A 24,228-nucleotide genomic window follows, 5' to 3' on the forward strand; every position below is an offset into this window, starting at 1 on the left:
GACGTCACGGCCGGGCGGCGAGCCGGCCGTCAGGAAGTGATGTCCTTGCCGGAGAAGCGGGCCCAGGCGATCGAGCCGAACAGCACGATGTAAGCCCCGAACGTCAGCAACCCGTCCCTCAGCGCGCCCAGGTCGATCGGGCTGCGCAGCACCGCGTCGAAGTTCGTGAACTTGGACGGCAGCAGGTACGGCGTGATCGAGCCGAGCTCGGGGATCGCCCGGAGCACCTGGCAGACGATGATCAGCACCAAAGTGGCGGCGATGGCGCCGATGGACACCTCGGTGAACGTCGACAGCGCCAGCCCGATGGCGGCCAGGGCGGCCATCCCGGCGCCGACGTACCCGACGGCGATGAGGATGCGCAGCAGGCCGTCCGTCATCGAGATCGTGGTGCCGGAAAGCAGCGTCACCGGACCGGCGGGGAAGAGGATCAGGCCCGTCAGCAGGGCCGTCAGCGCCACCACCGCGGTCACCGCGTACGCGAAGATGACCGCGTTGAGGTATTTGACCAGCAGCAGCCGGGTACGCCCCGCGGGGGCGGCCAGCAGGTAGCGGAGCGTCCCCGCCCCGGCCTCGCCCGCGATCGAGTCGCCCGCCACCACGCTGACGGCGACCGGCATCAGCAGCAGCACGAGGAACGAGAACGAGGCGAACGTCAGCATCAGGCTGTTGCCCGCCACGTCCGCGATGATCCCGCCCATGCCCTCCTCTGAGCTGACGATGCGCAACGCCACGCCGATGACGACCGGCACGACACCGAGCACGGCCAGCATCACCAGGTTGCGCGGGCGGCGGAAGGTCAGGCCCAGCTCCGAGCCGAGGAGCCGCCAGAACGCCCACGTCCTGCCCGCGCGTACGGGAGCGGCGCTGGGCGGCTCCGGCGGGTGGCGGCGTTCCGCGGTGCGCATGGTCTCGGTGACTGGCACGAGGCCGGGCGTGCGCCGGGCGGTCTGCGTCTCAGCCGCGGACACCGCAGCCGACGTGGCCGGCCCCAAGGTTCCCGCCGTCTCAGCCGTCGACATCGAAGCCCTCCCCAGTCAGTCCGACGAACACGTCCTCCAGGCTCGGCCGCACCACGGCCAGCCCGCGTACGGCCACGCCCTCCCCCACCAGCGCGGCGTTGATCCGCTCCGGCGCGTGCCCGTCCAGCTCCGCGGTGACCTCCCCGCTCGCGGGCCGCACGTCGGCGAGGCCGAGCTTGCCGAGCACCCGCGCCGCGTCCGCCACGTCGGGCGTCTCCACCCGGACGCGCGCCATGATCCCGCCGCTCAGCGAGGCGATCGTGCCCTGCGCCACGAGCTTGCCGGTACGCATGATCGCCGCGTGCGTGCACATCTGCTCGACCTCGGCCAGCAGGTGCGAGGACACGAAGACGGTCGTGCCGTCGGCGGCGATCTCCTTGACCAGCGCACGGACCTCGCGCGTGCCCTGCGGGTCGAGCCCGTTGGTCGGCTCGTCCAGGATGAGCAGCTCGCGCGGCCCCAGCAGGGCGGCGGCGATGGCCAGGCGCTGGCGCATGCCGAGCGAGTAGTTGCGGAAGCGCTTGCCGGCCGCGGCCGACAGGCCCACGCGTTCGAGCGCCTCGGCGATCCGCCGGGCGGCGGTGCCGCGCGGAGCGGTGGGGTCGGCGGCGTCGAAGCGCATCAGGTTGGCCGCGCCCGACAGGTACGGGTAGAAGGCCGGCCCTTCGACCAGCGCCCCCACCTTGGGCAGGGCCTGGGCCTGCGGCAGGCCGAGCACGGAGTACTCGCCCGACGTCGGCGCGATCAGGCCGAGCAGCATGCGGATCGTGGTGGTCTTGCCCGAGCCGTTCGGCCCCAGGAAGCCGAACACCGAGCCGCGCGGAACGGCCAGGTCCAGCGCGTCCACGGCGACCTGGCCGCCGCGGAAACGCTTGGTCAGGCCCTCCGTGACGATCGCGGATTCCCCGGAGGGCGGGGCCGCCCCGAAGGGCGCCCCCGCTTCCTGCGTAACAGCGGTCACTTGGTGCCCGCCGCCTTGGTGATCTCCTCCGGGGTGACCGCGCCGACCAGGAGGCGGCCGTCGTCGGTCAGGAGGGCGGTGACGAGCTTGGTCTTGATCAGCTTGCCGGAGCCCCACGCGCCGCTCACCGGGGTGGCGGACTTCAGCACGCTGTCGACCAGCGCGCTCGGATCGGTGCTCGGGCCGGCGCTCGGGTCAGCGGACTGACGCGAGTCGGACGGCGTCGCGGTCCCGGCCTTCAGGTCCGACAGCGAGAACGGCACGACCGCCACGGTCGTCCAGCCCTGCCCCACGACCTTCGCCCGGCCCGCGACGTCCTTGGCGTGCTCGGCCCGCTGCTCCGCGCCCTGGGACATGTCCGTGCCGAGGGTCTTCTCCGCCACCTTGGCGCCCGCGGGCGGGGTGAAGGTGAAGTTCTCGTCCGCCGGCGGCGTGAACGTCACCTGCGTGAACCCGACCTGGAACGCCGGCTCGGCCGACTCCTTGGCGTAGACCTGCACCTGCAGCGGGACGTACGTCTCGCCGTCGAGCGCGATGCGGATCTCCTGCACCAGCGAGCCGGCGTCCTTGGGCGCCAGCACGAGCTGGTAGACCGGCCGGCCCGCCACCTCCGCCGTGTTGATCACGCGGACCGCGGTGTGCTGGTCGACGTTGGCCAGCAGCCGCTCGGCCACCTGCTGCGGCGTCAGGTCGGTCGGCCGCGGCGTGGGCGCCTTGTGCTGCTGCTCCGTGCCCGCCTTGATGCTCACCTTGGTGGCGGTGTTGGTGGCGCTCTCCCAGTACCAGGCCTGGTCGCCGTTCACGATCAGGTTGGTCTCGTTCAGCTGAGTCGGCATGGCCACCCGCAGCTTGTCCTTGGCGCCGTACCAGACCTTCACCTCGTGCGAGCCGGACAGCAGGCTGAGCGGCGACGCCCCGCCGGTCTGCGGCAGCGCCGGCAGGCCGAGCGAGGCCGTCTGCTGGACGGTGCCGGACATCGGCGGGATGCCGCCTTCCTTGCCGGTCGCCGCCACGGCGTCGGCCAGCAACTGCTGGGCCGAGCGCTCCGGCAGCACCGGATCGCCGCTCACCGCGGCTATGACGGGGCCGGCGCCGATCGCGGCTCCGATCACGGCCGCGGCCGCGATCGGGACTCCCCACCTCACGAACGTGCCTCTGCGCATCTCACTCCTTAACGGTATGTCGATACTCAGAGCCTGCGTGATGCATCCTGTGGCAGACCTGAGACTGTCTGAGACGGCTCTCAGCCTTCTCAGCGTTGTCTCAGGGCAGGAACAGGAGAATTGCCACATGAGAGTACTTGTCGTCGAGGACGAGCGGCGGATGGCCGCCGCGCTCCAGCGGGGGCTCCAGGCTGAGGGGTTCGCGGTGGACCTCGCCCACGATGGCGAGGAAGGGCTCCACGCGGCCAGGCACGGCGACTACGACGTCGTGGTGCTCGACATCATGCTGCCCAGGCTGTCGGGCTACAACGTGTGCAAGCGGCTGCGCGCGGAGGAGAACTGGGTGCCGATCCTCATGCTCTCCGCCAAGGACGGCGAGTACGACATGGCCGACGGGCTGGACCTGGGGGCCGATGACTACCTGACCAAGCCGTTCTCGTACGTGGTGCTGGTGGCCAGGCTGCGGGCGCTGCTGCGGCGCGACTCGGGGCGGCGGCCGTCGGTGCTGGTGGCGGGCGACCTGTCGCTGGACCCGGCGCGGCGCAGGGTCGAGCGGGACGGTACCGCGATCGAGCTGACGCCGAGGGAGTTCGCGCTGCTGGAGTACCTGATCCGGCGGCGGGACGAGGTCGTGTCCAAGGCGGAGATCCTCGAGCACGTGTGGGACACCTTCGACACCGACCCGAACGTCGTCGAGGTGTACGTCGGCTACCTGCGGCGCAAGATCGACGCCCCGTTCGGCAGGAACGCGCTCCAGACCGTGCGCGGCGCGGGCTACCGGCTGGCGGGCGACGGTGGCTGACTCCCCGCTCCTGTGGTGGCGGCGGCAGGGGCTGCGGTTCAGGCTCACGGTGGTGGCCGCCGCGGTGCTCGCGCTGGCGCTGGCCCTGTCCGCGTCGGTGCTGCTCAGCGTGCTGGACCGGGCGCTCATGAACACGGTGGACGACTCCACCAGGCAGCAGGCCCAGGCCGTCCGCGTGGCGGCCGACGCGGGCACGCTGACCAGCCCGATCACCACGCACGACGGCACGATCGTGCAGGTCATCGACGCCCGGGGGCGGATCACGCACGTCACGTACGGCACCGACCGGCTCGTGCCGCTGCTGGACGCCAGGGCCAGGGCCAGAGTGCTGAAGCACGGACAGGCCACGTTCCTCGATGGGCGGCCGTACGCCATCTCCGGGTTCCTGCGCGTGATCGTCCTGCAGGCGGACCGCGGGCAGACCGTGATCGCGGCCAGGCCCGTCAGCGAGATCCAGACCAGCCTGGCCACGGCCGGCAGGGTGCTGCTGGTGGGCACGCCCGCGCTGATCGTGCTGCTCGCGGTGGCGAGCTGGCTCATGATCGGCCGTACGCTGCGCCCGATCACGGCGCTGCGCAAGGGCGCGCGGGACATCACGCACACGGCCAGGTCCCGCCGGCTGCCGGTGCCGCAGTCACGTGACGAGGTGCACTCGCTGGCCACCACGCTGAACGACATGCTGGCCCGGCTGGAGGAGGCCGAGCAGCGCCAGCGGGCGCTGGTCTCCGACGCCGCGCACGAGCTGCGCAGCCCCCTCGCCAGCATCAGGCTGCAGCTGGAGGTCGCGCTCGGGCATCCCGAGGGTCAGGACTGGCAGGAGACCGCCGAGGGCGTCCTGGAGGACACGATGCGGCTGTCCAGGCTGGCCGAGGACCTGCTGGCGCTGGCCAGGCTGGACGAGCGCGGCGGCGTGCCCGCCAGGCGTGAGCCCGTCGAACTGGACGAGGTGGTGCGGCAGACCGTCGACAGGTACGCCGAGGCGCGCCTGACGGTGTGCGACCCGGTCGTGGTGCGGGGCGACGCCCTCGACCTGAGCCGGGTGCTGACGAATCTGATGGACAACGCGGTACGTCACACGTCGTCGAAGGTCGAGGTGGCGCTGACCGCGGACGGCGTGCTGACGGTGACCGACGACGGGCCCGGCATTCCCGAGCAGGATCGCGAGCGCGTCTTCAACCGTTTCACCAGGCTGGATTCCGGTCGCAGCCGTGACGAGGGCGGCGCCGGGCTGGGGCTGGCCATCGTACGCGAGACCGTGCGGGCGCACGGCGGGACGGTCGTCCTGGAGGACGCCGCACCCGGGCTGCGGGTCGTGGTGCGGCTGCCCGTCTCCCCCTGACACCGGCGAGGGAGCGCCGCCGCCTGGAGGAGCGGCGGGAGCGTAGCGACCAGAGCGGGGGAAGGCGGCGGCATCGAGAGCGACCGAGCCCGCCTCTGCGAAGCAGCGGCCATGAGCATGGATCGTTCCTATCTGGTCAGGCGGCTGTCCCCTTCTCTGCGGTGGTCAGGAAGTCCTGGGCGATCAGCGGGAGGCGGCGACGGGCGTGCACGACGGCGATGACGCGCCGCACGGCGGGCTCGAGCGAGCGCACGATCAAGCCTGCGCGGGCGGCCTGCTCGGCCATGCCGCGGTACCAGAGCAGCGACGCCTGGCCGGCGCGTACCGCGTTGAGCCAGCCGTTGCGCTCGTCGGTTTCGAGCACGACGACGGGGCTCACCGCGTACTTGCCGAACATCGCGTCCAGCTCCCTGCGCCGCATGCTGCCGCGGGCCGGTAGTGCCAGGCGCATGCCGTGCAGCTTGCCCATCGGCACCGGATTGGGGAGGTCGAGCCCGGGCGGGGAGATCAGCACGATCTCCTGGCGCTCGAGCGGGTGGGTGATGAGGTCGGTGGGGACGGGCAGATCGGTGAGCCCGAGGTCGGCCCGCTGGTCCCTGATGGCGCTGACGACGGCGTCTCTGCCGTCGCAGCGGACGATGTGCACGCGTACTCCCGGGTGGTCGGCCGCGTAGGCCGGGAGCAGCCGTCCGGCGAGACCGGGTTCGAGGCTGGGCGTGGAGGCTATGCGGAGTTCGGCGTCCGTGACCCCGCTGTGGTTGGCCAGGCTCTCGATCTCGTGAACCGCGTCGAGTGCCTCCCTCGCCAGCTTGACCACCCGGCGACCTTGGGCGGTGACGACCACGCCGCGGCCGGAACGAGCGAAGAGCGTCATGCCGAGCTCTCGCTCAAGATCGCGGATCGCGCGTGACAGCGCAGGCTGCGCGATGTAAAGCGATCTGGCCGCGTCGGTCATGGTGCGGTGCTCCGCAGTCGCGACCACATAGCGGAGCTGCTGGAGATTCATGCCAAAGAAGCTAGGGCAACGCCAGCCGCGCGGACCGGGAGATAACCGAGATCACCTCGAATGATTTCGGACCGTAACCGAGCACTGCTACATCCGTGACGGGTGATAAATCAGTATGCTTTTGCCCCAAATTTGGCAAGGGTCCGACTAGTCGCACCCCAAAGCCATCCATTCCAGACAACCGGGTGAACGGGGAGACACGGTGACAGGGAACGGGCAATATCCACCCCCGCCACAGGGGCCAGGGCAGCCACACAGGCCGCCCTCGTTGCCATGGCCGCCACCGAACTATGGCCAGCCGCAGCAGCAGGGCGGCAGGCAACCGTACCCGGTACCGCCACCGCCGCCGGGCGCTCCCCCGCAAGGGCCTGCCCATCCGCAGTGGCCTCAGGGGCCGGCGTACCCGCAGGGCGGCGGCCCGCAGTACCCGCCACCACCGCCGCCGCCCTACGGCCAGCAGTACCGGCAGCCGCCGCCCCCTCCTCCCCCGCCACCGCCCTTGCCGCCGGCGCAGTGGGGGCCGCCGCAGCGCAAGAAGTCGGGCATGGGCGCCATCGGGGTGCTCGGCGCCGTCGTCGGATCGGTCGCGGCGCTGTTCGTGCTGCTCATCATCGGAACGGCCCTGCTCAAGAGCTCGTCCAGGTCGGACACGACGACGCCGGTCGCCATCCCGACGTACGAGCCGTCGGAGAGCAGCAGCGACGAGCCCACTCCCAGCTGGACGCCGACGCGGTCGCAGTCCGAGGAGCCCACCCGGCAGGAGCCCACCCAGCAGGAGTCCGACGAGCCGGAGACGCCCCCCACCCAGCAGCAGCAGCCCCGGGTCACCGTCAACACGAGCCTGAAGAACAACACCATGTACCGGGCCGGCTCGCTGCCCAGGCTGACCTGCCCCGCCGGCAACGCGAACATCTTCAGCCACAGCCAGCTCAAGGCGCTGATCCTGAAGACCGGCAAGTGCATGGACCGGGCATGGGGGCCGATCCTGCAGCGGCAGGGCATCGACTTCAGCCCGCCCAGCTACGCCATCGCGGCCAAGCGGGGCAGGGGCGCGTGCGGCGACTATCCGTCGGCGGGCAGCATGGTGCCGTACTACTGCCCGCGCAACAACACGATCTACGCCTCCACCTCCGCCATGGCCAGGGGCAACGGCAACGCCCGCGGGTACGGCCAGATCATCTCCTGGCACGGCGGCATCATCAGCATGATGGCCCATGAGTACGGGCACCACGTCCAGAACATCACCGGCATCATGAACTCCTGGTGGAGCTCCACGCTCGACTCCTCCAGCCAGAGCGGCAAGCTGGCGCTCAGCAGGCGGCTGGAGCTGCAGGCCACGTGTTTCGGCGGCATGTGGATGCGGTCGGTGGCGTCGTCGTACCCGGTGAACACGTCCATGCGCACCCGCCTGTTCTGGTTCTACGGCCAGGTGGGCGACTACCCCGGCTGGCCACGCGACCACGGCAAGCCCGTGAACAACAACCTGTGGTTCAGGCAGGGCTGGGAGAAGAACAAGGCGTACCAGTGCAACACCTGGCTCGCGCCGGCCTCGACAACTTCCTGAAATTGTCCGTCGGCCTGCGGAAGGCCGTGAAACGTGGCCTTCCGTGCACGCGGAGTTCATCTCAGGTTGGGCACATGTCTCTGATGTCCAGATATGGGGACTAGAATCCTGGCAATCTTGTGCCCAACGGGGGGCAAACGTCAGTTTTGCCTGGTAGGCGTGTAAGGAGCCGGGTGTGAGCAATCGCGAAGGGTCAGAGACTGTGCCCGGAGGCAGGAAACGGCGACCCATCCGCCGCCCGCGTCCTGGCTCCTCGACCCCCCGCGGCTCCTCGACCCCCCGCGGCTCCTCTGCCCCTCGCTTTGCCAAGCCCCTGACGACCGCCTCCGTACTCGGGTGGACCGCCCTGTCCGCCGTCGCGCCCGGCGCCGCTCATCTGCGCGCCGGGCGTCGCCGTGTCGGGCTGGCGATGCTCGGCGCGTACGTGGTGCTGCTGCTGGCGGCGCTGGCCTTCGGGCTGACCCGGAACCTGCAGAACCTCACCGCGTTCGCCGGGGACGGGATGATGGTCACCGTGGTCGTCGTGGCCTCGATCTGCGCACTGGCGTGGTTCGCGGTGATGGTGGCCTCCTACATCGCGCTCGGCCCCAACCGCCTGAACCAGCAGGGCCAGGTGGTGACCGGCATCGTGGTCGGGGTGCTGTGCGTGTCGGTGATGTCGCCGTTCGCCCTGACCGCCAACTACGTGCTGACCGCGCGGGAGGCGATCCAGCAGATCTTCCCCTCGCAGTCCGACCCCGACGTCCCGCCCCCGGTCAAGGAGGGCGAGGACCCGTGGGGCGGCAAGGACCGCGTGAACTTCCTGCTGATCGGCGGCGACGCGGCGGGCAACCGCACCGGCGTGCGGACCGACAGCATGAACGTGGCCAGCGTGGACCTCAAGACGGGCAACACCGTGCTGTTCAGCCTGCCGCGCAACCTGCAGCACGTGCGCTTCCCCCCGAGCTCGCCGCTGCACAAGCAGTTCCCGAACGGCTACATGGCCGAGCTGCCCAACGGCGGGCTGCTCAACGAGGTCTGGCAGTACGCCAACGATAACCCGCAGCTCATGGGCGGCAGGAACAAGGGCGCCCGCGCGCTGATGGACGCCATCGGCTACACGCTGAACCTCAAGATCGACTACTACATGCTGATGAACATGTACGGCTTCGCGGACCTCGTCGACGCCATCGGCGGCCTCAAGATCCGCGTCGAGCAGGACGTCAAGTGGGGCGGCCACTACGGCACGGCGGGCACCATCAAGGCGGGCTACCACAGGCTGAGCGGCGAGCAGGCCCTCTGGTACGGCCGCTCCCGGGTCAACAGCGACGACTTCTCCCGCATGGCCCGCCAGCGCTGCGTCATCGGCGCCTTCGCCCAGCAGGCCACGCCCGCCAAGATCCTGGCCAACTTCACCAAGATCGCCGGCGCGGCCAAGCGGCTGGCCCAGACGAACATCCCGCAGCACCTGGTGCAGCCGCTGGTGGAGCTGGCCGTCAAGGTCAAGGACGCCCGGATCACCAGCCTGCAGTTCGTCCCGCCCAACTTCTACACGGGCAGCCCGGACTGGGTGAAGATCCGGCAGGCGACGAAGAAGGCGATCAACGACTCGCTCCGGCCCCCTCGGCAGGCGCAGACGGCCAATGTGGGCGCGTCCCCGAGCGTCACGGCCTCGGCCTCGCCGACCCGCGCGCAGGCCGCGACGCCCACGCAGACGCCGACCAGGAACACCCAGAAGAGCGGCGCCAAGTCCCTCAGCGAGCTCTGCGGCCTGTCGTAGTCACACCACCGCCCGCTTCCTCGGCAGCAGCGCCATGGCGCCGATGTAGAGCAGCGCCGCCACGATCAGCAGGCCCTTGTAGCCGATCACAAGGGCCGCGTACTCGAGGCAGCCGCCCACCATGGCCCCCAGCAGGTTCGCCCCGAAGGACGTGGTCGCGTCGGCCGTGTCGGCGAAGCGCTTGGCGAAGACGACGTTCGCGGCGAAGATCGGCAGGAACGCCACCGTCACCGCCGCCACCGCGCGCAGCGGCACCGGGAGCGACAGGAGCCACGCGTTGGGCACCAGCCAGGCCAGCAGTAGGCCCGCGAGCAGCACGCCGTACATGACCGGCAGGGGCGGGGTGCGGAAGCGGCGGGTGACCTCGACGGCGGCGAGGACCGCGACCAGGACGCCGGCGAAGACGATCGCGTTCACGACCCACGTGGTGCCGAACAGCAGCGCGAACCCGGTCACGCTCTTGGTCTCCAGCAGCATGAACGCCACGCCCAGCAGGAACAGGTCCGCGTACGGGCGCATCCGCTCATAGGGCCCCGCGACGACGCGGACGGCGAGGAGGCTGACGATGAGGATCAGGCCGAGCGTGATGAGGTAGATCGGCGGGATCGCGGCGTCCTTGAGGTAGAGGAACGGCCGGTCGTCGTCGGCGGGCTGCGGGGTGCCGGGGGCGGCGCCCGGCCACTCGGCCGCGCAGCGCTGGTCGGCGGCGCTCAGGCCGGCCGTGATGACGGCCTGCTGGCCGGCCGTGCTGACGACGTCCACGCACGGCTTGTGGCCGAAGGCGCTCTGCATCGTGGCGGCGAGGCGGTCGACGAGCCAGCCCTCGCGGTAGTAGTTGTACATCGAGAACGTGCCGCCCGGCTTGAGATGGGCGCGGGCGGCCCGCATGGCTTCCTCGGTGAACAGGTAGCTCTCCAGGCGCAGCGAGGACGCCCCGGAGACGAGGGTGAGCGAGTCGGGCAGGGCGAAGAGGATCAGGTCGTACTTGCCGCCCGTGCGCTCCAGGAAGGCGCGCCCGTCGGTGACGTGGGTGGTGACGCGCGGGTCGTCGTACGGCCGATCGGGGTGGACCGAGCCGCCGAGCTCGCGCAGCTTGGGGTCGATCTCCACGGCGTCCACCCGGTTCGCGCCCTTGGACAGCGCGATGGCCACGTCGGTGCCGCTGCCCGCGCCGACGATGAGCACGTCTTTGGGCTGTTTGGTGTTCCGCTCGTACGGCAGCCCGTACTGGGCCTCCCACTGCAGGCGGGCGGCGGCGGGCACGGCCTGCTGGTGCGGGATGCCGTTGACCGCGATGTCGGTGACGAGCACGCCGAGCTGCATGAGCTGCCTGGTGGTGACCTTGTAGTACGGCGACCAGATCGCCCCAGCGCTCAGCGTCTCGGCCAGCAGCAGCCCCACCACGGCCAGCGAGGGCACGGTCACCAGCCCGAGGTAGAGCGAGCGCGGCCGGGGCACGAGCAGCAGGCCGTAGCAGATGGCCGCGATCAGCCCCCAGAACACCGGCGGCGCGCTCAGGAACGACAGCGCCGTGAACGCCGCGATCCCGCTGAGGCTGCCGATCAGGTCGTAGCGGTACGCCTCCAGGCGCGGCAGCTCGGGGAAGCAGCGCCCGACGAGCTCGGCGGGCCCCATGAGCACCAGCGCGGCGGCGCAGAAGATCACCGGCAGGATCAGCCAGGCGGGCGGGCCGCTGGTGGACAGGCTCGTCCAGTACAGAACGCCCTCGGTGTTCCTGTCGACCGTCACGGGGAAGGTCAGGACGACGGCGACCAGCGCGGCGAGCACGACGGGCGAGTAGTACGGCTGCCGCCGGGACCGCCCCACCCGCAGGAAGCCGAGCCCTATGCCCAGGAATGAGCCGAGCAGTACGAAATTCGTGAAATAGCTGAGGTGGACGATGTTGGACCCGGTCCACCGGATCAGCGCCAGCTCGAGAAAGAGCATGAAGGCACTGGCGAGGACGAGCCTCGGCCGCACCGCCAGCCAATGAGCTTTCTCCCCGTCCCCGACCGGCTTCTGCGCCTCGAGCGTCATGCTGCATCACCGTAGTGAAGAGACCGAGAACAAGGAAGTCCGGCCGCCCGCGAGAAATGTCGTCCACTTCGCACGAATTAGGGTATTTACGCAGGTCAAAAGCCCTGCGAGTCACTGGACGCCAAACCATTGGATGGATGAAAGTTGGGGAGTTCGTTTCCCTCCACATCCTTCGGTGGTGTCACATGCGGGTTCTGATTCAGCTCCGCCCCTCCCCCGATCTGGTCGCGGCCGTCGCCGACCCCGGCCAGATCGCCACCACGGCCGACGTCGCCGACGGCCTGCCCGGGGTCGAGCTCGACCCCGCCTTCGTTCCCGTGGCCGTCGCGCGGCCCGTCCCCGCGACGGGCGGCGATCCGCTCTCGCTCAACCAGCCGCTCGGCTTCTCGCTGGCCGCCGAGGACGCCTCGGTGCTGGTACGCGGCACGATCTCGGACGACGAGCCGGCCTCCAGGATCGCGATGCTGCCCGCGCTCAGGCCCGACGTGGTCGGGATCTTCGCCGACCCGGTCATCGGGACCACGCAGACGTGCGGCGGCGATCCGCCGGTCGGCGACTGGCACGATGTGGAGCGGCTGCTGAACGTGCCGGCGCTGCACGCCGAAGGGCTCGACGGCACCGGGGTGGCGCTGGCCGTGCTGGACACCGGGATCAACGCGGCCCACACGGCCAGGCACCTCGGCAGAGGGGTCACGCTGGACGCGGCGCGGTCCTGGAGCCCGCAGGGCGTGTCGGGCACGCCGGGCGAGTTCGAGGTCGACCACGGGACGATGTGCGCGTTCGACGCGCTCATCGCCGCCCCGCAGGCGTCTTTGATCGACATCCCGGTGCTGCTGTCCACCCGGCCGGGCGGCACGGCGATGGACGGGCTGCTGTCGGACGCGGTGTCGGCCTTCGCGCACCTGCGCGACGTGCTCGCCGCCCAGCCCGCCGGCACCAGGGCGCTGGTCGTGAGCAACTCATGGGGGTCGTTCTCCCCCGAGTGGGACTTCCCCGTCGGGCACCCCGGCAACTACTCCGACAACGCCGCCCACCCGTTCAACCTGATGGTGGCCGAGCTGGACGCGGCGGGGGCGGACGTGCTGTTCGCGGCGGGCAACTGCGGTCAGCAGTGCCCCGACGGCCGGTGCGCCTTCCCCAGCCGGCCCATCGCGGGCGCCAACTCCCACCCGAAGGTCCTGTCGGTCGGCGGCGTCGACGTCAACGGCGAGCGGGTGGGCTACTCCTCGCAGGGGCCCGGCCGGCTGACCGCCCGCAAGCCCGACCTGTGCGCTTACACGCACTTCTCCGGGTCGAAGGCGTTCGGCGACGGCACGCCCGACTCGGGCACCTCCGCGGCGACGCCGGTGGCCGCCGGGCTCGTCGCCGCCGTGCGCACCCGGTGGCCGGCCGCCAGACTGTCGCCCACCCAGCTGCGGGCGCTGCTGCGGCGCACCGCGGAGGACCGCAGCGAGGTGGGATTCGACTACGACTACGGCTACGGGAACGTGGATCCGGCCGGGATCATCGCCGCGCTCCAGCGGCGGCTCAAGAGCGCGGCCTGACGCCAGTCAGGCGTTCTCGCGGTTGACCACCCGGGTCCCGATCGTGAGGCTGACCACGGCGAACACCACGGTCACCGCCACGCCCAGGCCCACGGTGCCGGTCAGGTAGCGCCCGTTGAACAGGTCGCGCAGCGCCTCCAGCACGTACCTGAACGGGCTGATGTGCGAGATGGCGTCGAGCCAGCCCGGCGCCATCGACATCGGCAGGAACGACCCGGACAGCAGGACCAGCGGGATCACCGCCGTGGACATCACGGGCGCGAACAACTGCTCGTCGATCGTCAGCGCGATGGCGTACGACAGGGCGGCCAGGCTGACCCCCAGCACGACCACCAGCACGATTCCGGCGGCCAGCCCCGGCGCGGGAGCGCGCAGGCCGAAGGCGAAGGCGGCGGCGAGGAGCAGCGCCAGTTGGATCACCAGCGTGAGCGTGTTGTTGAGCACGCGCCCGAGCAGCAGCGCCAGGCGGCTGGCGGGGGTGACCCGCATCCGCTCCAGCACGCCTGAGCGCTTCTCGAACACCACCCCGAACCCGGCCAGGCCCATGCTCATCAGCCCCAGCTGGATGATCAGCCCGGGAACGAGCGTCTCCCACGTGCCGAACGTGGCGAAGATCGGCCCGAACAGCACCAGGAAGAGCAGCGGCTGGATCGCGCCGAAGATCATGCCGAGCTTCTGCTGCAGCGTGACACGCACGCCATGGCGGAACAGCACCCAGGTGTCGCGCAGCATCAGACGCCCTTTCCGGAAAGCGCGCTCTCCTCGCGCAGCGACCTGCCGGTGATGTCGAGGAACACGTCGTCGAGCGTGCGCCCGCCGGTCTTGAGCTCGGCCGGGGCGCCCTCGGCCACGATCCGGCCGTGGTCGATGATCAGTATCCGGTCGCAGAGCGCGTCGGCCTCGTCCAGGTAGTGGGTGGTCAGGAAGACCGTCATGCCCTTCTCCTCCCGCAGCGAGCGGATGTGGTCCCACAGGTTGGCCCGGCTCTGCGGGTCGAGCCCGGTCGTGGGCTCGTCGAGGAAGAGCAGGACCGGGTCGTGCAGCAGGGCGAACGCAATGTCGAAGCGGCGGCGCTGCCCGCCCGAGAGAGCGGCGCCGGGCTTGTGCTCCAGCCCGGTGAGCCCGAGCCGCTCCAGCGCCTCCCGCGTCTTGGCCTCCGCCTCCCGGCGGCTCAGCCCGTACAGCATGGCCTGGAGCTCGAGCTCGCCCTTCAGCGGCGTCACCGGCGACACCCCGCCGCTCTGGGAGACGTAGCCGATGCGCCTGCGCACCTCCTTCGCGTCGCCGAGCAGGTCGTGGCCGGCCACCGTGGCGGTGCCCGAGGTGGGGCGCAGCAGTGTGGTCAGCATGCGCATGGTCGTGGTCTTGCCGGCGCCGTTCGGGCCGAGGAAGCCGGCGATCTCGCCGGGCCCGACCGAGATGTCGACGCCTTTGACGGCTTCCACGCCGCCGTCGAAGGTCTTGCTCAGACCTGAAGTCCTGATCATTTCATCGCCTCCAAAATTAGGGTAGCCACAATTTTGGAGTCACTGCAAACTCGATAGCATGGGGAGCATGGAAGAGGGGCTGCGGGAGCGGAAGAAGCGCGAGACCAGGCAGCGCATCGCGGACATCGCGATGGGGCTGTTCATGGCCAAGGGGTTCGACAACGTGACCGTGGCCGAGATCGCCCGGACCGCCGACGTGTCGGTCAACACGGTGTTCAACTACTTCGGCACCAAGGAGGACCTGTTCGCCGACCGGCAGGACGTGGCGATCGACCTGGCGCCGCGGGTGCTGCGCGGGCGCGGGCCCGGGGAGAGCGTGGTGCGGGCGTTCCGCCGCGACTTCTTCGACGCGCTCGACACGCGCCACTGGCGCTACGGGCTCAACCAGGGGGCCGACGTGTTCGCCGGGATCGTCAACGAAGCCCCCTCGCTGGTGGCCAAGCTACGTGAGATGCAGGAGCGGCGGGAGGACGCGCTGACGCGGGCGCTGGCCGACGAGCTCGCGGCCGACGCCGACGACCTCACGCCGCGCCTGGTCGCCACCCACATTCTCAACACGACGCGGATCCTCACCCACGATGCGGTGCGCAGGCAGCTGGCGGGCGAGCAGTGGGAGAGCATCGAGCCCGACCTCAGGGCTCAGGCGGACAGGGCGTTCGACCTGCTCGAGTCGGGCATCGGCGACCTGCTAGCCGGAGAAGCCGCCGGTGAGCAGCGCGACCCCGAAGCCGAAGATGACGAAGCCGAGAGTGAGGATTAGCAGGACCGAGCTGACGATGCCGCAGATGCGCCCGGCCTGGACCATGCCGCGGTTTTCGTAGTAGTAGCCGCTCTCGTCGATCTCGCGCAGCGCCCTGGTGCCCATCGACCAGGCGAAGGGGCCGATGACCGTGCAGACCACCAGGCTCAGGATGCCCAGCACGAGGATGGTGGTGCCCTGCGGGTGGCTCTGCGGCGGCGGCCCGTAGTAGGAGGGGCCGTAGTTCGGATAGGACATGGTCGCTCTGGCCCCCTCGCCGATCAGCAGTCAGGTGGGTTTTATACCACAGTCCACCTCTTGATCATGATGCGTCATCATGGTAGGGCACATGATCGTCCCCATAGGAGCCTGCCCCCGTGCGTGAACGCACTGCCGCCTTACTCTCGCACCCGAGCTTCCAGCGCTTCATCGTCGGCGTCATCCTCCTCAACGCCGGCACGCTCGGCCTGGAGACCGTCCCGGCCGTCGTGGCGAGCCACGGCCACCTGCTCACCGCGGTCGACCACGCCGCGCTCTACATCTTCGCCGCCGAGATGCTGGCCAAGCTCTACGTCGAACGCTCGCGGTTCGTGCGCGACCCGTGGAACATCTTCGACACGCTGATCGTCGCCATCGCCTTCGTCCCCCACTCGGGCGGCCTGTCGGTGCTGCGCTCGCTGCGCATCCTGCGCGCCCTGCGGCTGCTGTCGGTCGTGCCGAGCCTGCGCCGCGTGGTGTCGGCGCTGCTGCGCGCGATGCCGGGCATGAGCTCGATCGTGGTGCTGCTCGCCCTGGTGCTCTACGTGGCCGCCGTCATGGCCACCAAGCTGTACGGGGACAGCGCTCCTGAGCGCTTCGGCAGCCTGCCGACCTCGCTGTTCACCCTCTACCAGACGATGACGGGCGACGACTGGGGCAACATCGCCAGGGACGTGATGAACACGCACCCGTCGGCGTGGATCTTCTTCACCATCTTCATCCTGGTCTGCACGTTCGTGGTCCTGAACCTCTTCATGGCCGTCGTGGTCAACGCCATGGACGAGGAGAACGCCGAGGAGCGCGCCGCGATCGAGGACACCACGGCACACACCCAGCGGATCCTGGACGAGCTGGCCGAGCTGCGCAAGGAGGTGGCCGCGCTACGCCGGCAGGACGTCATGGACTGAGCCCGCCGGCGCCTCGCAGGCCTAGCGAGAATAGAACTCCACGACGAGCTGCTCGTCCACGGGGATCGCGATCTGCTCGCGCTCGGGCCGGTGCGTCAGCGTGAAGCGCAGGTCGGCGTGGTCCACCGAGAGGTAGGGCGCGATGCGCTCGTCGGCGTACACGCCTTCCGCGGCCGCCACGAACGGCTGCATCTTGCGGGACCGCTCCCGCACCGTGATCACCTGTCCGGGCTTGACCAGGTAGCTGGGGATGTCCACCTTGCGGCCGTCCACGGCGATGTGCCCGTGATTGATGTACTGCCTGGCCGCGTAGATCGACGGCGCGAACCCGGCCCGCAGCACGAGCGAGGCCAGGCGGCTCTCCAGCAGCGTGACCAGCTCGGCGCCCGACGCGCCCGACTTGCGCACGGCGAGGTCCCAGTAGCGGCGCAGCTGCCGCTCCGAAACGTCGTAGTACCAGCGCAGCTTCTGCTTCTCCATCAGCCGCAGCCCGTAGTCGCCGGTGTTGCGGCGGTTGGTCTTGCGGCCGTGCTCGCCCGGCGGGTAGGGGCGCTGCTCGAAGTAGCGGACGGCTTTCCTGGTCAGCGGGACGCCCGCGCGACGTGACAGTCGCACCTTGGGGCCGGTGTAGCGCACGTTCACCTCGATGTGATTAGGTAATCCTTACTTAGGTGAGGCTAACCTACCATTGGAATGGAGGGTCCATGCTGAGGATCCCCGAGCGGGTCCGCACCCTCGCCGCGACCGCGAGCGTCGCCAAGCTGTCCGTCGACGGCGCCCCCTCGCCCGCCCGCGGCGGCGTGGACGAGCGTGGCCGGCCCGTGCTGCTGGTGCTGCCCGGGGAGCCGCTGCACGGCCTGCGCGAGGACGCCGTCGTGGCGGTGAACCTGACCGCGATGCGCGAGCTGGGCTCCGTCACGCATCCGCGCGGACTGATCGAGGTGCAGGGGTGGGCGGAGGCCGTACCGGAGAGTGAGGCACGCGCGGCGGCGGTCGCGGTGGCCGCTCACAGCGCCGACGAGAGCCTGTTCGACGCGCTCGAGCGGTTCGGCGAACGCGGCGCGCCGCGGCTGCTGCGGCTGGACGTGGGCCAGGTCGTCTACCTGACCGGGCAGGAGTCGGGCCTGCTGGACGCCGACGACTACCTGGGCGCGACGCCCGACCCGCTGACCGAGACGGCCGAGCGGGTGCTCGCGCACGTCAACGCCGCACACCGGGCGCAGCTGACCGCCGGCGTGTCCAGGCAGCTCGGGGAGCAGGCCGGCGAGGTGTGGTTGTGGGAGCTGGACCGGTACGGGGCGACCGTGCGGGTGGACGAGTCGCTGGTGCGCTTCCCGTGGCCCACTCCCGCGCGCTCCGGCCTGTGCCTGGAGACGGCGCTGCGGGGACTGCTCTGCACCTGTTGATGATCACAATTTTCTGTGATTTGTCCGGATGGCCCCTGGCGCCGTCGCGGCCTCTCTAGCATTTGAGGGGTGAGCGAAACCGAGCGATCATCAGAACCCGTTGAACCCGCCGATTTCGCCAACGAGGGCGGGCGGCGGGAGCGGGCGCTGATGGTCGCGGGCGTCCTGCTCGGCACGGTCATGCTCGCCACGGCGGGGATCCTGGTGAGCGGGGAGTCCGGCACCAGGCAGCTGAACGCGGTCGACTGGCCCGGCACCGCGTCCGGCGGCCCCACCGGCTCCATCCCCGTCGCCGTCGAGTCCCGCGCCGGCGCGCTGCGCCGCTCCTCTTCGCCCCCGCCCGCCGCGTTCTCTCCGTCCTCCTCGCTCCCGTCCTCCTCGCTCCCGCGCTCCACCCGTCCGGCCTCCGCCCTCCCGCCTTCTTCGCGGCTCGGCCGGCCGGCCCGCCGCACCGCCCCTCCGGCCACCACGCCGTCCGTGCACCCTGGCGCTGCTACGCGGCCCAGCTTCGTGAGCCCGGAGGAGCCGTCCGTCTCCCGCACGCCCGCGCCTGTGCGGCCCTCCACGCCGGCGGTGACGGACACGCGCCTGTCCCTCCTGCCGCCTCTCACCGCCACCACCGCGCCCGAGCACACACCGCCCGTCAAGACGCGCAAGCCCAGAGCACCCAGAAAGCCGTAAGAGCCCGGCCTTTACGGCTGCGCCGACATCATGTGCCGCCGTTCCGGCGTCGGCGGGAGCTCTCCATACCCTCCAGCAGAACGTCCGGATGCGGCTGCGCGGCGGACGCACCGGGAAGCGGGCGGTGATGTGCGCGGACCTCGAGCTGAGCGGGCTGCTGCGGCCGTTCTCCACCGAGATCTGGTACGGCGAGCGGGTCGGCGTGCTGGGCATGAACGGCACCGGCAAGTCCCACTTCCTGCGGCTGCTGGCCGGCGAGCCGATCGCGCACACGGGCGTGGCCCGCCTGGGTGCCCGGGTGTCACCGGGGCATTTCGCGCAGACCCACGTGCGACCGGACCTGGTCGGGCGCACCGCCGCCGACGTGGTGATGCGGGAGCACGCGATGACCCGCAACGAGGCGATGGCGGCGCTGGCCCGTTACGAGCTGGCGCCGGCGGGCGCACAGCCGTTCGAGACACTCTCGGGCGGGCAGCAGGCCCGGCTCCAGATCCTGCTGCTGGAGCTGTCGGGTGCGACGCTGCTGCTGCTCGACGAGCCGACGGACAACCTGGACCTGGCCAGCGCGGAGGCGCTCCAGCACGGGCTCGCCGGGTACGAGGGGACGGTGCTGGCGGTCACGCACGACCGCTGGTTCGCCGCCGACCTCGACCGCTATCTGGTCTTCGGCGCCGACGGCCTCGTCCGCGAGAGCGACGCTCCCCGCTGGGACCTCTGACCGCCCGCCGGGCGCCGCGCCGGATCGGGCCGCGATCACGCGGGGGCGGCGGCGATCAGGAGGAGGCGACGCGGTCGCGGCGGAGGGCCGAGACGGTCATGGTCTCGTCCACGGCCTCCGGCGAGAGCACGTGGTCGAGCACCATCACCGCGCACCCGCTGATGCCCGCCCCCGCGCCCAGCCGGCTCGGCTCGATGCGCAGCCGCCGGGTGGCCAGGGCCGTGGAGCGGCGGTAGACGACCTCGCGGATACTCGACACCAGCGGGCCGAACGCCTCGGCCACGTCGCCGCCCAGCACCACCACCGACGGGTTGAGGATGTTCACGGCCCCGGCGAGCACCTCGCCGATCCGGCGGCCGGCCTCGCGCACCGTGGCCATGGTCTCGGCGTCGCCCGCCCGTACCAGCGCGGTCACGTCCGCGATGGTCCTGACGTCCTTGCCGCGCGCCCGCAGGTCGCGCAGGAGCGCGGTGCCGCTGGCCACGGAGTCGACGCAGCCGGTGTTGCCGCAGCGGCACAACACGTCGCCGCCGTCCAGCACCGGGATGTGCCCGATCTCGCCCGCCGCCCCGAGCGCGCCGCGCAGGATGCCGCCGCCGGCGATGACCCCGGCGCCGATCCGGGTCGAGATCTTGACGAACATCAGGTCGTCCAGGTCGGGGTACGCGCCGCGGTGCTCGCCGATGGCCAGCACGTTCACGTCGTTGTCCACGAGCACGGGGACGGGGAAGCGCGCGCGGATGATCGGCGGGATCACCACGCCGGTCCAGGACGCCATCACCCGGGCGCTCTCCGTACGGCCGTGCGCGAACTCGACCGTGGCCGGCACGCCCATCCCGACACCCCTGATCATCGAGCGCGGCCGGTCGCCCAGCAGCTCATCCCAGGTGTCCATGAGCAGCGGCAGCACGATGTCGGGGCCTTCCTCCACGTCCGTCGTGAACTCGCGCCCGGCCAGCTCCTCGCCGGCCAGGTCACAGACGGCGACCCTGGTACGGGTGGCGCCGAGCGCCGCCACCAGCACCACGCCGCCCGCGGCGTTGAACTCCAGCCGGACCGGCGGCCGCCCTCCCGTGGATGGGGCGTCGTCGCGCTCCACGACCAGGTCGCGCTCCAGCAGCTCACCGACGCGCAGCTGCACCGCGGGGCGCGACAGGCCGGTCACCCGGCCGATGTCGGCACGCGTCACGGCCTCACCGGTGCGGATGAGGCGGAGCACCTCACCACTGGTGGCGAGGGTCGCGGCGGTACGTCGAGGCATCGGCTAAGTGAATCACACGGGGTTAGGTCATGAAAACTCCAGACTTTTTTATCTCGAATGCCAAAACTCCGCTTGTGTGCAACCTAAACTCTGGCTAGTGTCCGTTCTGTCCATGCTTGGTAGATCATCGGAGCCCGTACCGTGTCCCCCCTATCGACCGCCAACCCCGCCCACACCGCCGACCTCGTCGTCTTCGGCGGGACAGGCGACCTGTCCATGCGCAAGCTGATCCCGGCGCTGTACCACAGCGACAGGGACGGCCGGCTCTCCCCGGAGACCCGCGTCATCGCCATGTCCAGGGGCGGGCTGACCGACGCCGACTTCCGCGGCAAGGTGGACGCCGAGGTACGCGACCGGGTCCCGGTGGACGACCTCGCCCTGTGGCAGCGCTTCCTCGGCCGCCTGCACCACGTGTCGGTCGACGTCGGCGGTGCGGACAGATCCGGGTGGGGCGCGCTGACCAGGCTGCTGGCCGGGTACGAGCAGCGCGACCGGGTCTTCTACCTGGCCAGCCCGCCCAGGACGTTCGGCCCCTTCTGCCGCGAGCTGGACGAGGCCGGGCTGGTGACGCCGCGCTCGCGCGTGGTGCTGGAGAAGCCGCTCGGCCACGACCTGCCGAGCGCGCAGCGGATCAACGACGAGGTCGGCGCGATCTTCGACGAGCGCCAGATCTTCCGCATCGACCACTACCTGGGCAAGGAGACCGTCCAGAACCTGCTGGTCCTGCGCTTCGCCAACGCCTTCCTCGAGCCGATCTGGAACTCCCTGTGGATCGACCACGTCCAGATCACCGCCGCCGAGACCGTGGGCACGCCCGGCAGGCGCGGCTACTACGACCATGCGGGCGCGCTGCGTGACATGGTGCAGAACCACCTGCTCCAGCTCCTCACCCTGACCGCGATGGAGCCGCCGGCCCGCAGCGACCGCGAGGCCATCCGCGACGAGAAGGTCAAGGTCCTGCAGGCCCTGCGGCCGATCACGGGCACGGAGGTGGACCGCTTCACCGTGCGCGGCCAGTACACCGAGGCGGACGAGATGCCGGGCTACCTCGACGAGCCCGCGTCCACGCCGCCGACCGACGCGTCGCGGCGGGTGGAGACGTTCACCGCGATCCGCGCCGAGATCAAGAACTGGCGGTGGGCCGGCGTGCCGTTCTACCTGCGGACCGGGAAGCGGATGCCGTACCGGAGGTCGGAGATCGTGGTGCAGTTCAAGGACGTGCCGCACTCCATCTTCCCCGGCGGCAGCCCGAACCGCCTGGTGCTGCGGCTCCAGCCGGAAGAGGGCATCGAGCTGCACATCATGGCCAAGGAGCCGGGCGCGGGCGAGGTCACGCTGAAGCCGGTGCCGCTTTCGCTGAGCTTCGGCAAGACGTTCACCGCGCGGGTGCCCGAGGCGTACGAGCGGCTGCTGACGGACGTGCTGGCCGGGAACCCGACGCTGTTCATGCGGCGCGACGAGGTGGAGGCGGCCTGGCGCTGGATCGACCCGATCCTGTCGGCCTGGGAGGCGTCCGACGACCTGCCGGAGCCGTACCCCGCCGGAACCACCGGCCCCGCCGGAGCCCACGAACTGCTCGGCCGCAGCGGTCGCGCCTGGCACGAGGAGGAAATGTGAATCCGCTTATTCAGGACGTCACCGACCGGATCGCCGAGCGGAGCGCCGCCAGCCGGGCCGCCTACCTGGAGCGCATCCGCCGCGACGGCGCGGCCGCCAAGGCCAAGGGCCCGGCCCGCGCCCACCTCGGATGCGCGAACCTGGCGCACGGCTTCGCGAGCGCGTCCGCCGAGGACAAGCCCGCATTGCGAGGCACGGCCAAGCCGGGCGTGGCGATCGTGACGAGCTACAACGACATGCTTTCGGCGCACCAGCCGTATGAGACGTACCCGCCGGAGCTGAAGGCGGCGGTGCGCAAGGCGGGCGGCGTGGCCCAGGTGGCGGGCGGCGTGCCCGCGATGTGCGACGGCATCACCCAGGGGCGGGCCGGCATGGAGCTGTCCCTCTACAGCCGCGACGTGATCGCCATGGCGACCGCGATCGCGCTGTCGCACGACATGTTCGACGCGACGCTGCTGCTGGGCGTGTGCGACAAGATCGTGCCCGGGCTGTTCGTCGGGGCGCTGCACTTCGGGCACCTGCCCGCGATCTTCGTGCCGGCCGGGCCGATGGCCTCCGGGCTGCCGAACAAGGTCAAGGCACGCACCCGCCAGCTCTTCGCCGAGGGCAAGGTGGGGCGCGACGAACTGCTCGACGCCGAGGCGAAGTCGTACCACTCCCCCGGCACCTGCACCTTCTACGGCACCGCGAACTCCAACCAGGCGCTGATGGAGGTCATGGGCCTGCACCTGCCCGGCTCGACGTTCGTCAACCCGCACACCGAGCTGCGCCACGCGCTCACGCAGGCGGCCGGGCGGCGGGCGGTGGAGATCACCGCGCACGGCTCCGAGTACACGCCGATCGGCGAGCTGGTCGACGAGAAGGCCATCGTGAACGCCTGCGTCGCCCTGCTGGCCACCGGCGGGTCCACGAACCACACGATCCACCTGGTGGCCATGGCCGCCGCCGCGGGGATCGTACTGACCTGGGACGACTTCGCCCGCCTGTCGCGGGTCGTGCCGTCGCTCACCAAGATCTACCCGAACGGCCAGGCGGACGTGAACCACTTCCGCGACGCCGGCGGCATGCAGGTGCTCATCGGTGACCTCCTCGACGAGGGCCTGCTGCACGCGGACGTCATGACCGTGGCCGGGCGCGGGCTCGACCGTTACCGCGAGGCTCCCGAGCTGGTGGACGGCGAGCCGGTGTGGTCGCCGGTCACCGGCGGCAGCTCGGACCTGGACGTGCTGCGCCCGGTCGCGGCGCCGTTCTCGCCGGACGGCGGGATCCACATGCTCTCCGGCAACCTGGGCCGGGCCGTGTCCAAGGTGTCCGCGGTCAAGCCGGAACACCTGGTGATCGAGGCGCCGGCCAGGGTGTTCGACGACCAGCTCGACCTGCTGACGGCGTTCGAGGCGGGCGAGCTGGACGGGCAGGACTTCGTGGCGGTCATCCGCTACCAGGGGCCGAGCGCGAACGGCATGCCCGAGCTGCACAAGCTCACGCCGCCGCTGGCCGTGCTGCTCGACCGGGGGCAGCGGGTGGCGATCGTCACCGACGGGCGGATGTCCGGCGCGTCCGGCAAGGTGCCCGCGGCCATCCACCTGTCGCCCGAGGCCGCCGACGGCGGGCCGATCGCGCTCGTGCGCGACGGCGACGTGATCAGGCTCGACTCGGCCGCCGGGACGCTGGAGCTGCTGGTGCCCGCCGAGGAGCTGGCCCGGCGCACGCCCGAGGGCCGTCCGCTGAGCGACGCGCAGTGGGTGGGCACGGGACGCGAGCTGTTCGCGGCCTTCCGCCGGATGGCGGGGCACGCCGAGCAGGGCGCCGGGATCTTCGGCCTGAGCGGCGCCGAGTCGCCCCACCACGGCCCGGGGCTGGGCTTTCCCGCCGAGGCCGGCGCCTCCCACCTGGAGTCCGGCGCCCCGGTGGCCGCCCAGCACGCCGGACTGGCGCGGTGACCGCTGCTCGCCAGGT

Annotated in this window: 21 protein-coding genes and 1 pseudogene; 12 read left to right on the forward strand and 10 right to left on the reverse strand. The window is 71.0% G+C overall.

What is annotated here, in order from left to right; all coding sequences use genetic code 11:
- Nucleotides 1–29: 29 nt before the first annotated feature.
- Genes ABN273_RS18505 through ABN273_RS18515 form a run of 3 tightly spaced genes read right to left on the reverse strand, consistent with a single transcriptional unit; the run spans nt 30 to nt 3,146 of the window.
- Entirely contained in the window at nt 30–1,022 is a 993-nt protein-coding gene (locus tag ABN273_RS18505) for an ABC transporter permease (protein ID WP_349450145.1), read from the reverse strand.
- The gene (locus ABN273_RS18510; RefSeq protein ID WP_349450146.1) at nt 1,009–1,983 is read right to left on the reverse strand and encodes an ABC transporter ATP-binding protein; all 975 of its coding nucleotides are present in this window, start codon (nt 1,981–1,983) and stop codon (nt 1,009–1,011) included. Before ABN273_RS18510 ends, ABN273_RS18505 begins: the two co-directional genes overlap by 14 nt.
- Nucleotides 1,980–3,146 carry a LolA family protein gene (locus ABN273_RS18515; protein WP_349450147.1) on the reverse strand — a complete coding sequence of 389 codons (1,167 nt, stop codon included), beginning with the start codon at nt 3,144–3,146 and terminating at the stop codon, nt 1,980–1,982. The genes ABN273_RS18510 and ABN273_RS18515 overlap by 4 nt, the downstream gene beginning before the upstream one ends.
- 127 nt (nt 3,147–3,273) lie before the next feature.
- Between ABN273_RS18515 and ABN273_RS18520 the strand changes: the two genes are divergently transcribed.
- The gene (locus ABN273_RS18520) at nt 3,274–3,948 is read left to right on the forward strand and encodes a response regulator transcription factor (RefSeq protein ID WP_349450148.1); all 675 of its coding nucleotides are present in this window, start codon (nt 3,274–3,276) and stop codon (nt 3,946–3,948) included.
- Complete coding sequence (locus ABN273_RS18525) at nt 3,941–5,287, forward strand: sensor histidine kinase (protein WP_349450149.1); 1,347 nt, start codon at nt 3,941–3,943, stop codon at nt 5,285–5,287. The genes ABN273_RS18520 and ABN273_RS18525 overlap by 8 nt, the downstream gene beginning before the upstream one ends.
- A gap of 136 nt (nt 5,288–5,423) precedes the next feature.
- Here ABN273_RS18525 and ABN273_RS18530 read toward each other — a convergent pair whose 3' ends face one another.
- Nucleotides 5,424–6,293: a LysR family transcriptional regulator gene (locus ABN273_RS18530; protein ID WP_349450150.1), complete on the reverse strand. Its 870-nt coding sequence runs from the start codon at nt 6,291–6,293 to the stop codon at nt 5,424–5,426.
- A gap of 544 nt (nt 6,294–6,837) precedes the next feature.
- Between ABN273_RS18530 and ABN273_RS18535 the strand changes: the two genes are divergently transcribed.
- The gene (locus ABN273_RS18535) at nt 6,838–7,857 is read left to right on the forward strand and encodes a neutral zinc metallopeptidase (RefSeq protein WP_349450151.1); all 1,020 of its coding nucleotides are present in this window, start codon (nt 6,838–6,840) and stop codon (nt 7,855–7,857) included.
- A 175-nt stretch (nt 7,858–8,032) separates the two neighbouring features.
- A complete protein-coding gene (locus ABN273_RS18540) occupies nt 8,033–9,616 on the forward strand; it encodes an LCP family protein (protein ID WP_349450152.1) in 1,584 nt (527 codons plus the stop codon).
- Here ABN273_RS18540 and ABN273_RS18545 read toward each other — a convergent pair whose 3' ends face one another.
- Nucleotides 9,617–11,653, reverse strand: a complete 2,037-nt coding sequence (locus tag ABN273_RS18545) for a spermine/spermidine synthase domain-containing protein (RefSeq protein ID WP_349450153.1) — start codon at nt 11,651–11,653, stop codon at nt 9,617–9,619.
- Between the two features lie 185 nt (nt 11,654–11,838).
- Between ABN273_RS18545 and ABN273_RS18550 the strand changes: the two genes are divergently transcribed.
- Entirely contained in the window at nt 11,839–13,197 is a 1,359-nt protein-coding gene (locus tag ABN273_RS18550) for a S8 family serine peptidase (protein WP_349450154.1), read from the forward strand.
- A 6-nt stretch (nt 13,198–13,203) separates the two neighbouring features.
- Here the strand turns inward: ABN273_RS18550 and ABN273_RS18555 are convergent, their stop codons facing one another.
- Together ABN273_RS18555 and ABN273_RS18560 are read right to left on the reverse strand one after the other, a co-directional pair.
- Nucleotides 13,204–13,929 (reverse strand): ABC transporter permease, encoded by a 726-nt coding sequence (locus ABN273_RS18555; RefSeq protein WP_349450155.1) that lies wholly within the window; start codon nt 13,927–13,929, stop codon nt 13,204–13,206.
- Nucleotides 13,929–14,684, reverse strand: a complete 756-nt coding sequence (locus tag ABN273_RS18560) for an ABC transporter ATP-binding protein (RefSeq protein WP_349450156.1) — start codon at nt 14,682–14,684, stop codon at nt 13,929–13,931. Before ABN273_RS18560 ends, ABN273_RS18555 begins: the two co-directional genes overlap by 1 nt.
- 58 nt (nt 14,685–14,742) lie before the next feature.
- Here ABN273_RS18560 and ABN273_RS18565 point away from each other — a divergent pair, with 58 nt between their 5' ends.
- Entirely contained in the window at nt 14,743–15,444 is a 702-nt protein-coding gene (locus ABN273_RS18565; protein ID WP_349450157.1) for a TetR/AcrR family transcriptional regulator, read from the forward strand.
- On the opposite strand, the gene ABN273_RS18570 is transcribed toward ABN273_RS18565, so the two are convergent.
- Entirely contained in the window at nt 15,373–15,681 is a 309-nt protein-coding gene (locus ABN273_RS18570; RefSeq protein ID WP_349450158.1) for a DUF4190 domain-containing protein, read from the reverse strand. The two genes, ABN273_RS18565 and ABN273_RS18570, sit on opposite strands and share 72 nt — an antisense overlap.
- A 119-nt stretch (nt 15,682–15,800) precedes the next feature.
- Here ABN273_RS18570 and ABN273_RS18575 point away from each other — a divergent pair, with 119 nt between their 5' ends.
- Entirely contained in the window at nt 15,801–16,589 is a 789-nt protein-coding gene (locus ABN273_RS18575; RefSeq protein WP_349450159.1) for an ion transporter, read from the forward strand.
- 21 nt (nt 16,590–16,610) lie between these two features.
- On the opposite strand, the gene rpsD is transcribed toward ABN273_RS18575, so the two are convergent.
- Nucleotides 16,611–17,225, reverse strand: a complete 615-nt coding sequence (gene rpsD, locus ABN273_RS18580; RefSeq protein ID WP_349450384.1) for a 30S ribosomal protein S4 — start codon at nt 17,223–17,225, stop codon at nt 16,611–16,613.
- A gap of 68 nt (nt 17,226–17,293) precedes the next feature.
- Between rpsD and ABN273_RS18585 the strand changes: the two genes are divergently transcribed.
- From ABN273_RS18585 to ABN273_RS18595, 3 genes and pseudogenes are all read left to right on the forward strand, one after another.
- Nucleotides 17,294–17,995: a DUF2470 domain-containing protein gene (locus tag ABN273_RS18585; RefSeq protein ID WP_349450160.1), complete on the forward strand. Its 702-nt coding sequence runs from the start codon at nt 17,294–17,296 to the stop codon at nt 17,993–17,995.
- Between the two features lie 69 nt (nt 17,996–18,064).
- Nucleotides 18,065–18,676, forward strand: a complete 612-nt coding sequence (locus ABN273_RS18590) for a hypothetical protein (RefSeq protein WP_349450161.1) — start codon at nt 18,065–18,067, stop codon at nt 18,674–18,676.
- Nucleotides 18,677–18,749: 73 nt separating this feature from the next.
- Nucleotides 18,750–19,394, forward strand: a pseudogene (locus ABN273_RS18595) (ATP-binding cassette domain-containing protein); the annotation flags it as partial.
- Nucleotides 19,395–19,449: 55 nt separating this feature from the next.
- On the opposite strand, the gene ABN273_RS18600 reads toward ABN273_RS18595, so the two are convergent.
- The gene (locus ABN273_RS18600; protein ID WP_349450162.1) at nt 19,450–20,655 is read right to left on the reverse strand and encodes an ROK family transcriptional regulator; all 1,206 of its coding nucleotides are present in this window, start codon (nt 20,653–20,655) and stop codon (nt 19,450–19,452) included.
- A gap of 216 nt (nt 20,656–20,871) precedes the next feature.
- On the opposite strand from ABN273_RS18600, the gene zwf reads away from it, so the two are divergent.
- Nucleotides 20,872–22,272 carry a glucose-6-phosphate dehydrogenase gene (gene zwf / locus ABN273_RS18605; protein WP_502911075.1) on the forward strand — a complete coding sequence of 467 codons (1,401 nt, stop codon included), beginning with the start codon at nt 20,872–20,874 and terminating at the stop codon, nt 22,270–22,272.
- The gene (edd, locus tag ABN273_RS18610) at nt 22,269–24,212 is read left to right on the forward strand and encodes a phosphogluconate dehydratase (RefSeq protein ID WP_349450164.1); all 1,944 of its coding nucleotides are present in this window, start codon (nt 22,269–22,271) and stop codon (nt 24,210–24,212) included. Before zwf ends, edd begins: the two co-directional genes overlap by 4 nt.
- The last annotated feature ends 16 nt before the right edge of the window (nt 24,213–24,228 follow it).

Origin of the sequence: Nonomuraea sp. B19D2 (assembly GCF_040137845.1) — a bacterium.
Classification (GTDB): Bacteria; Actinomycetota; Actinomycetes; order Streptosporangiales; family Streptosporangiaceae; genus Nonomuraea.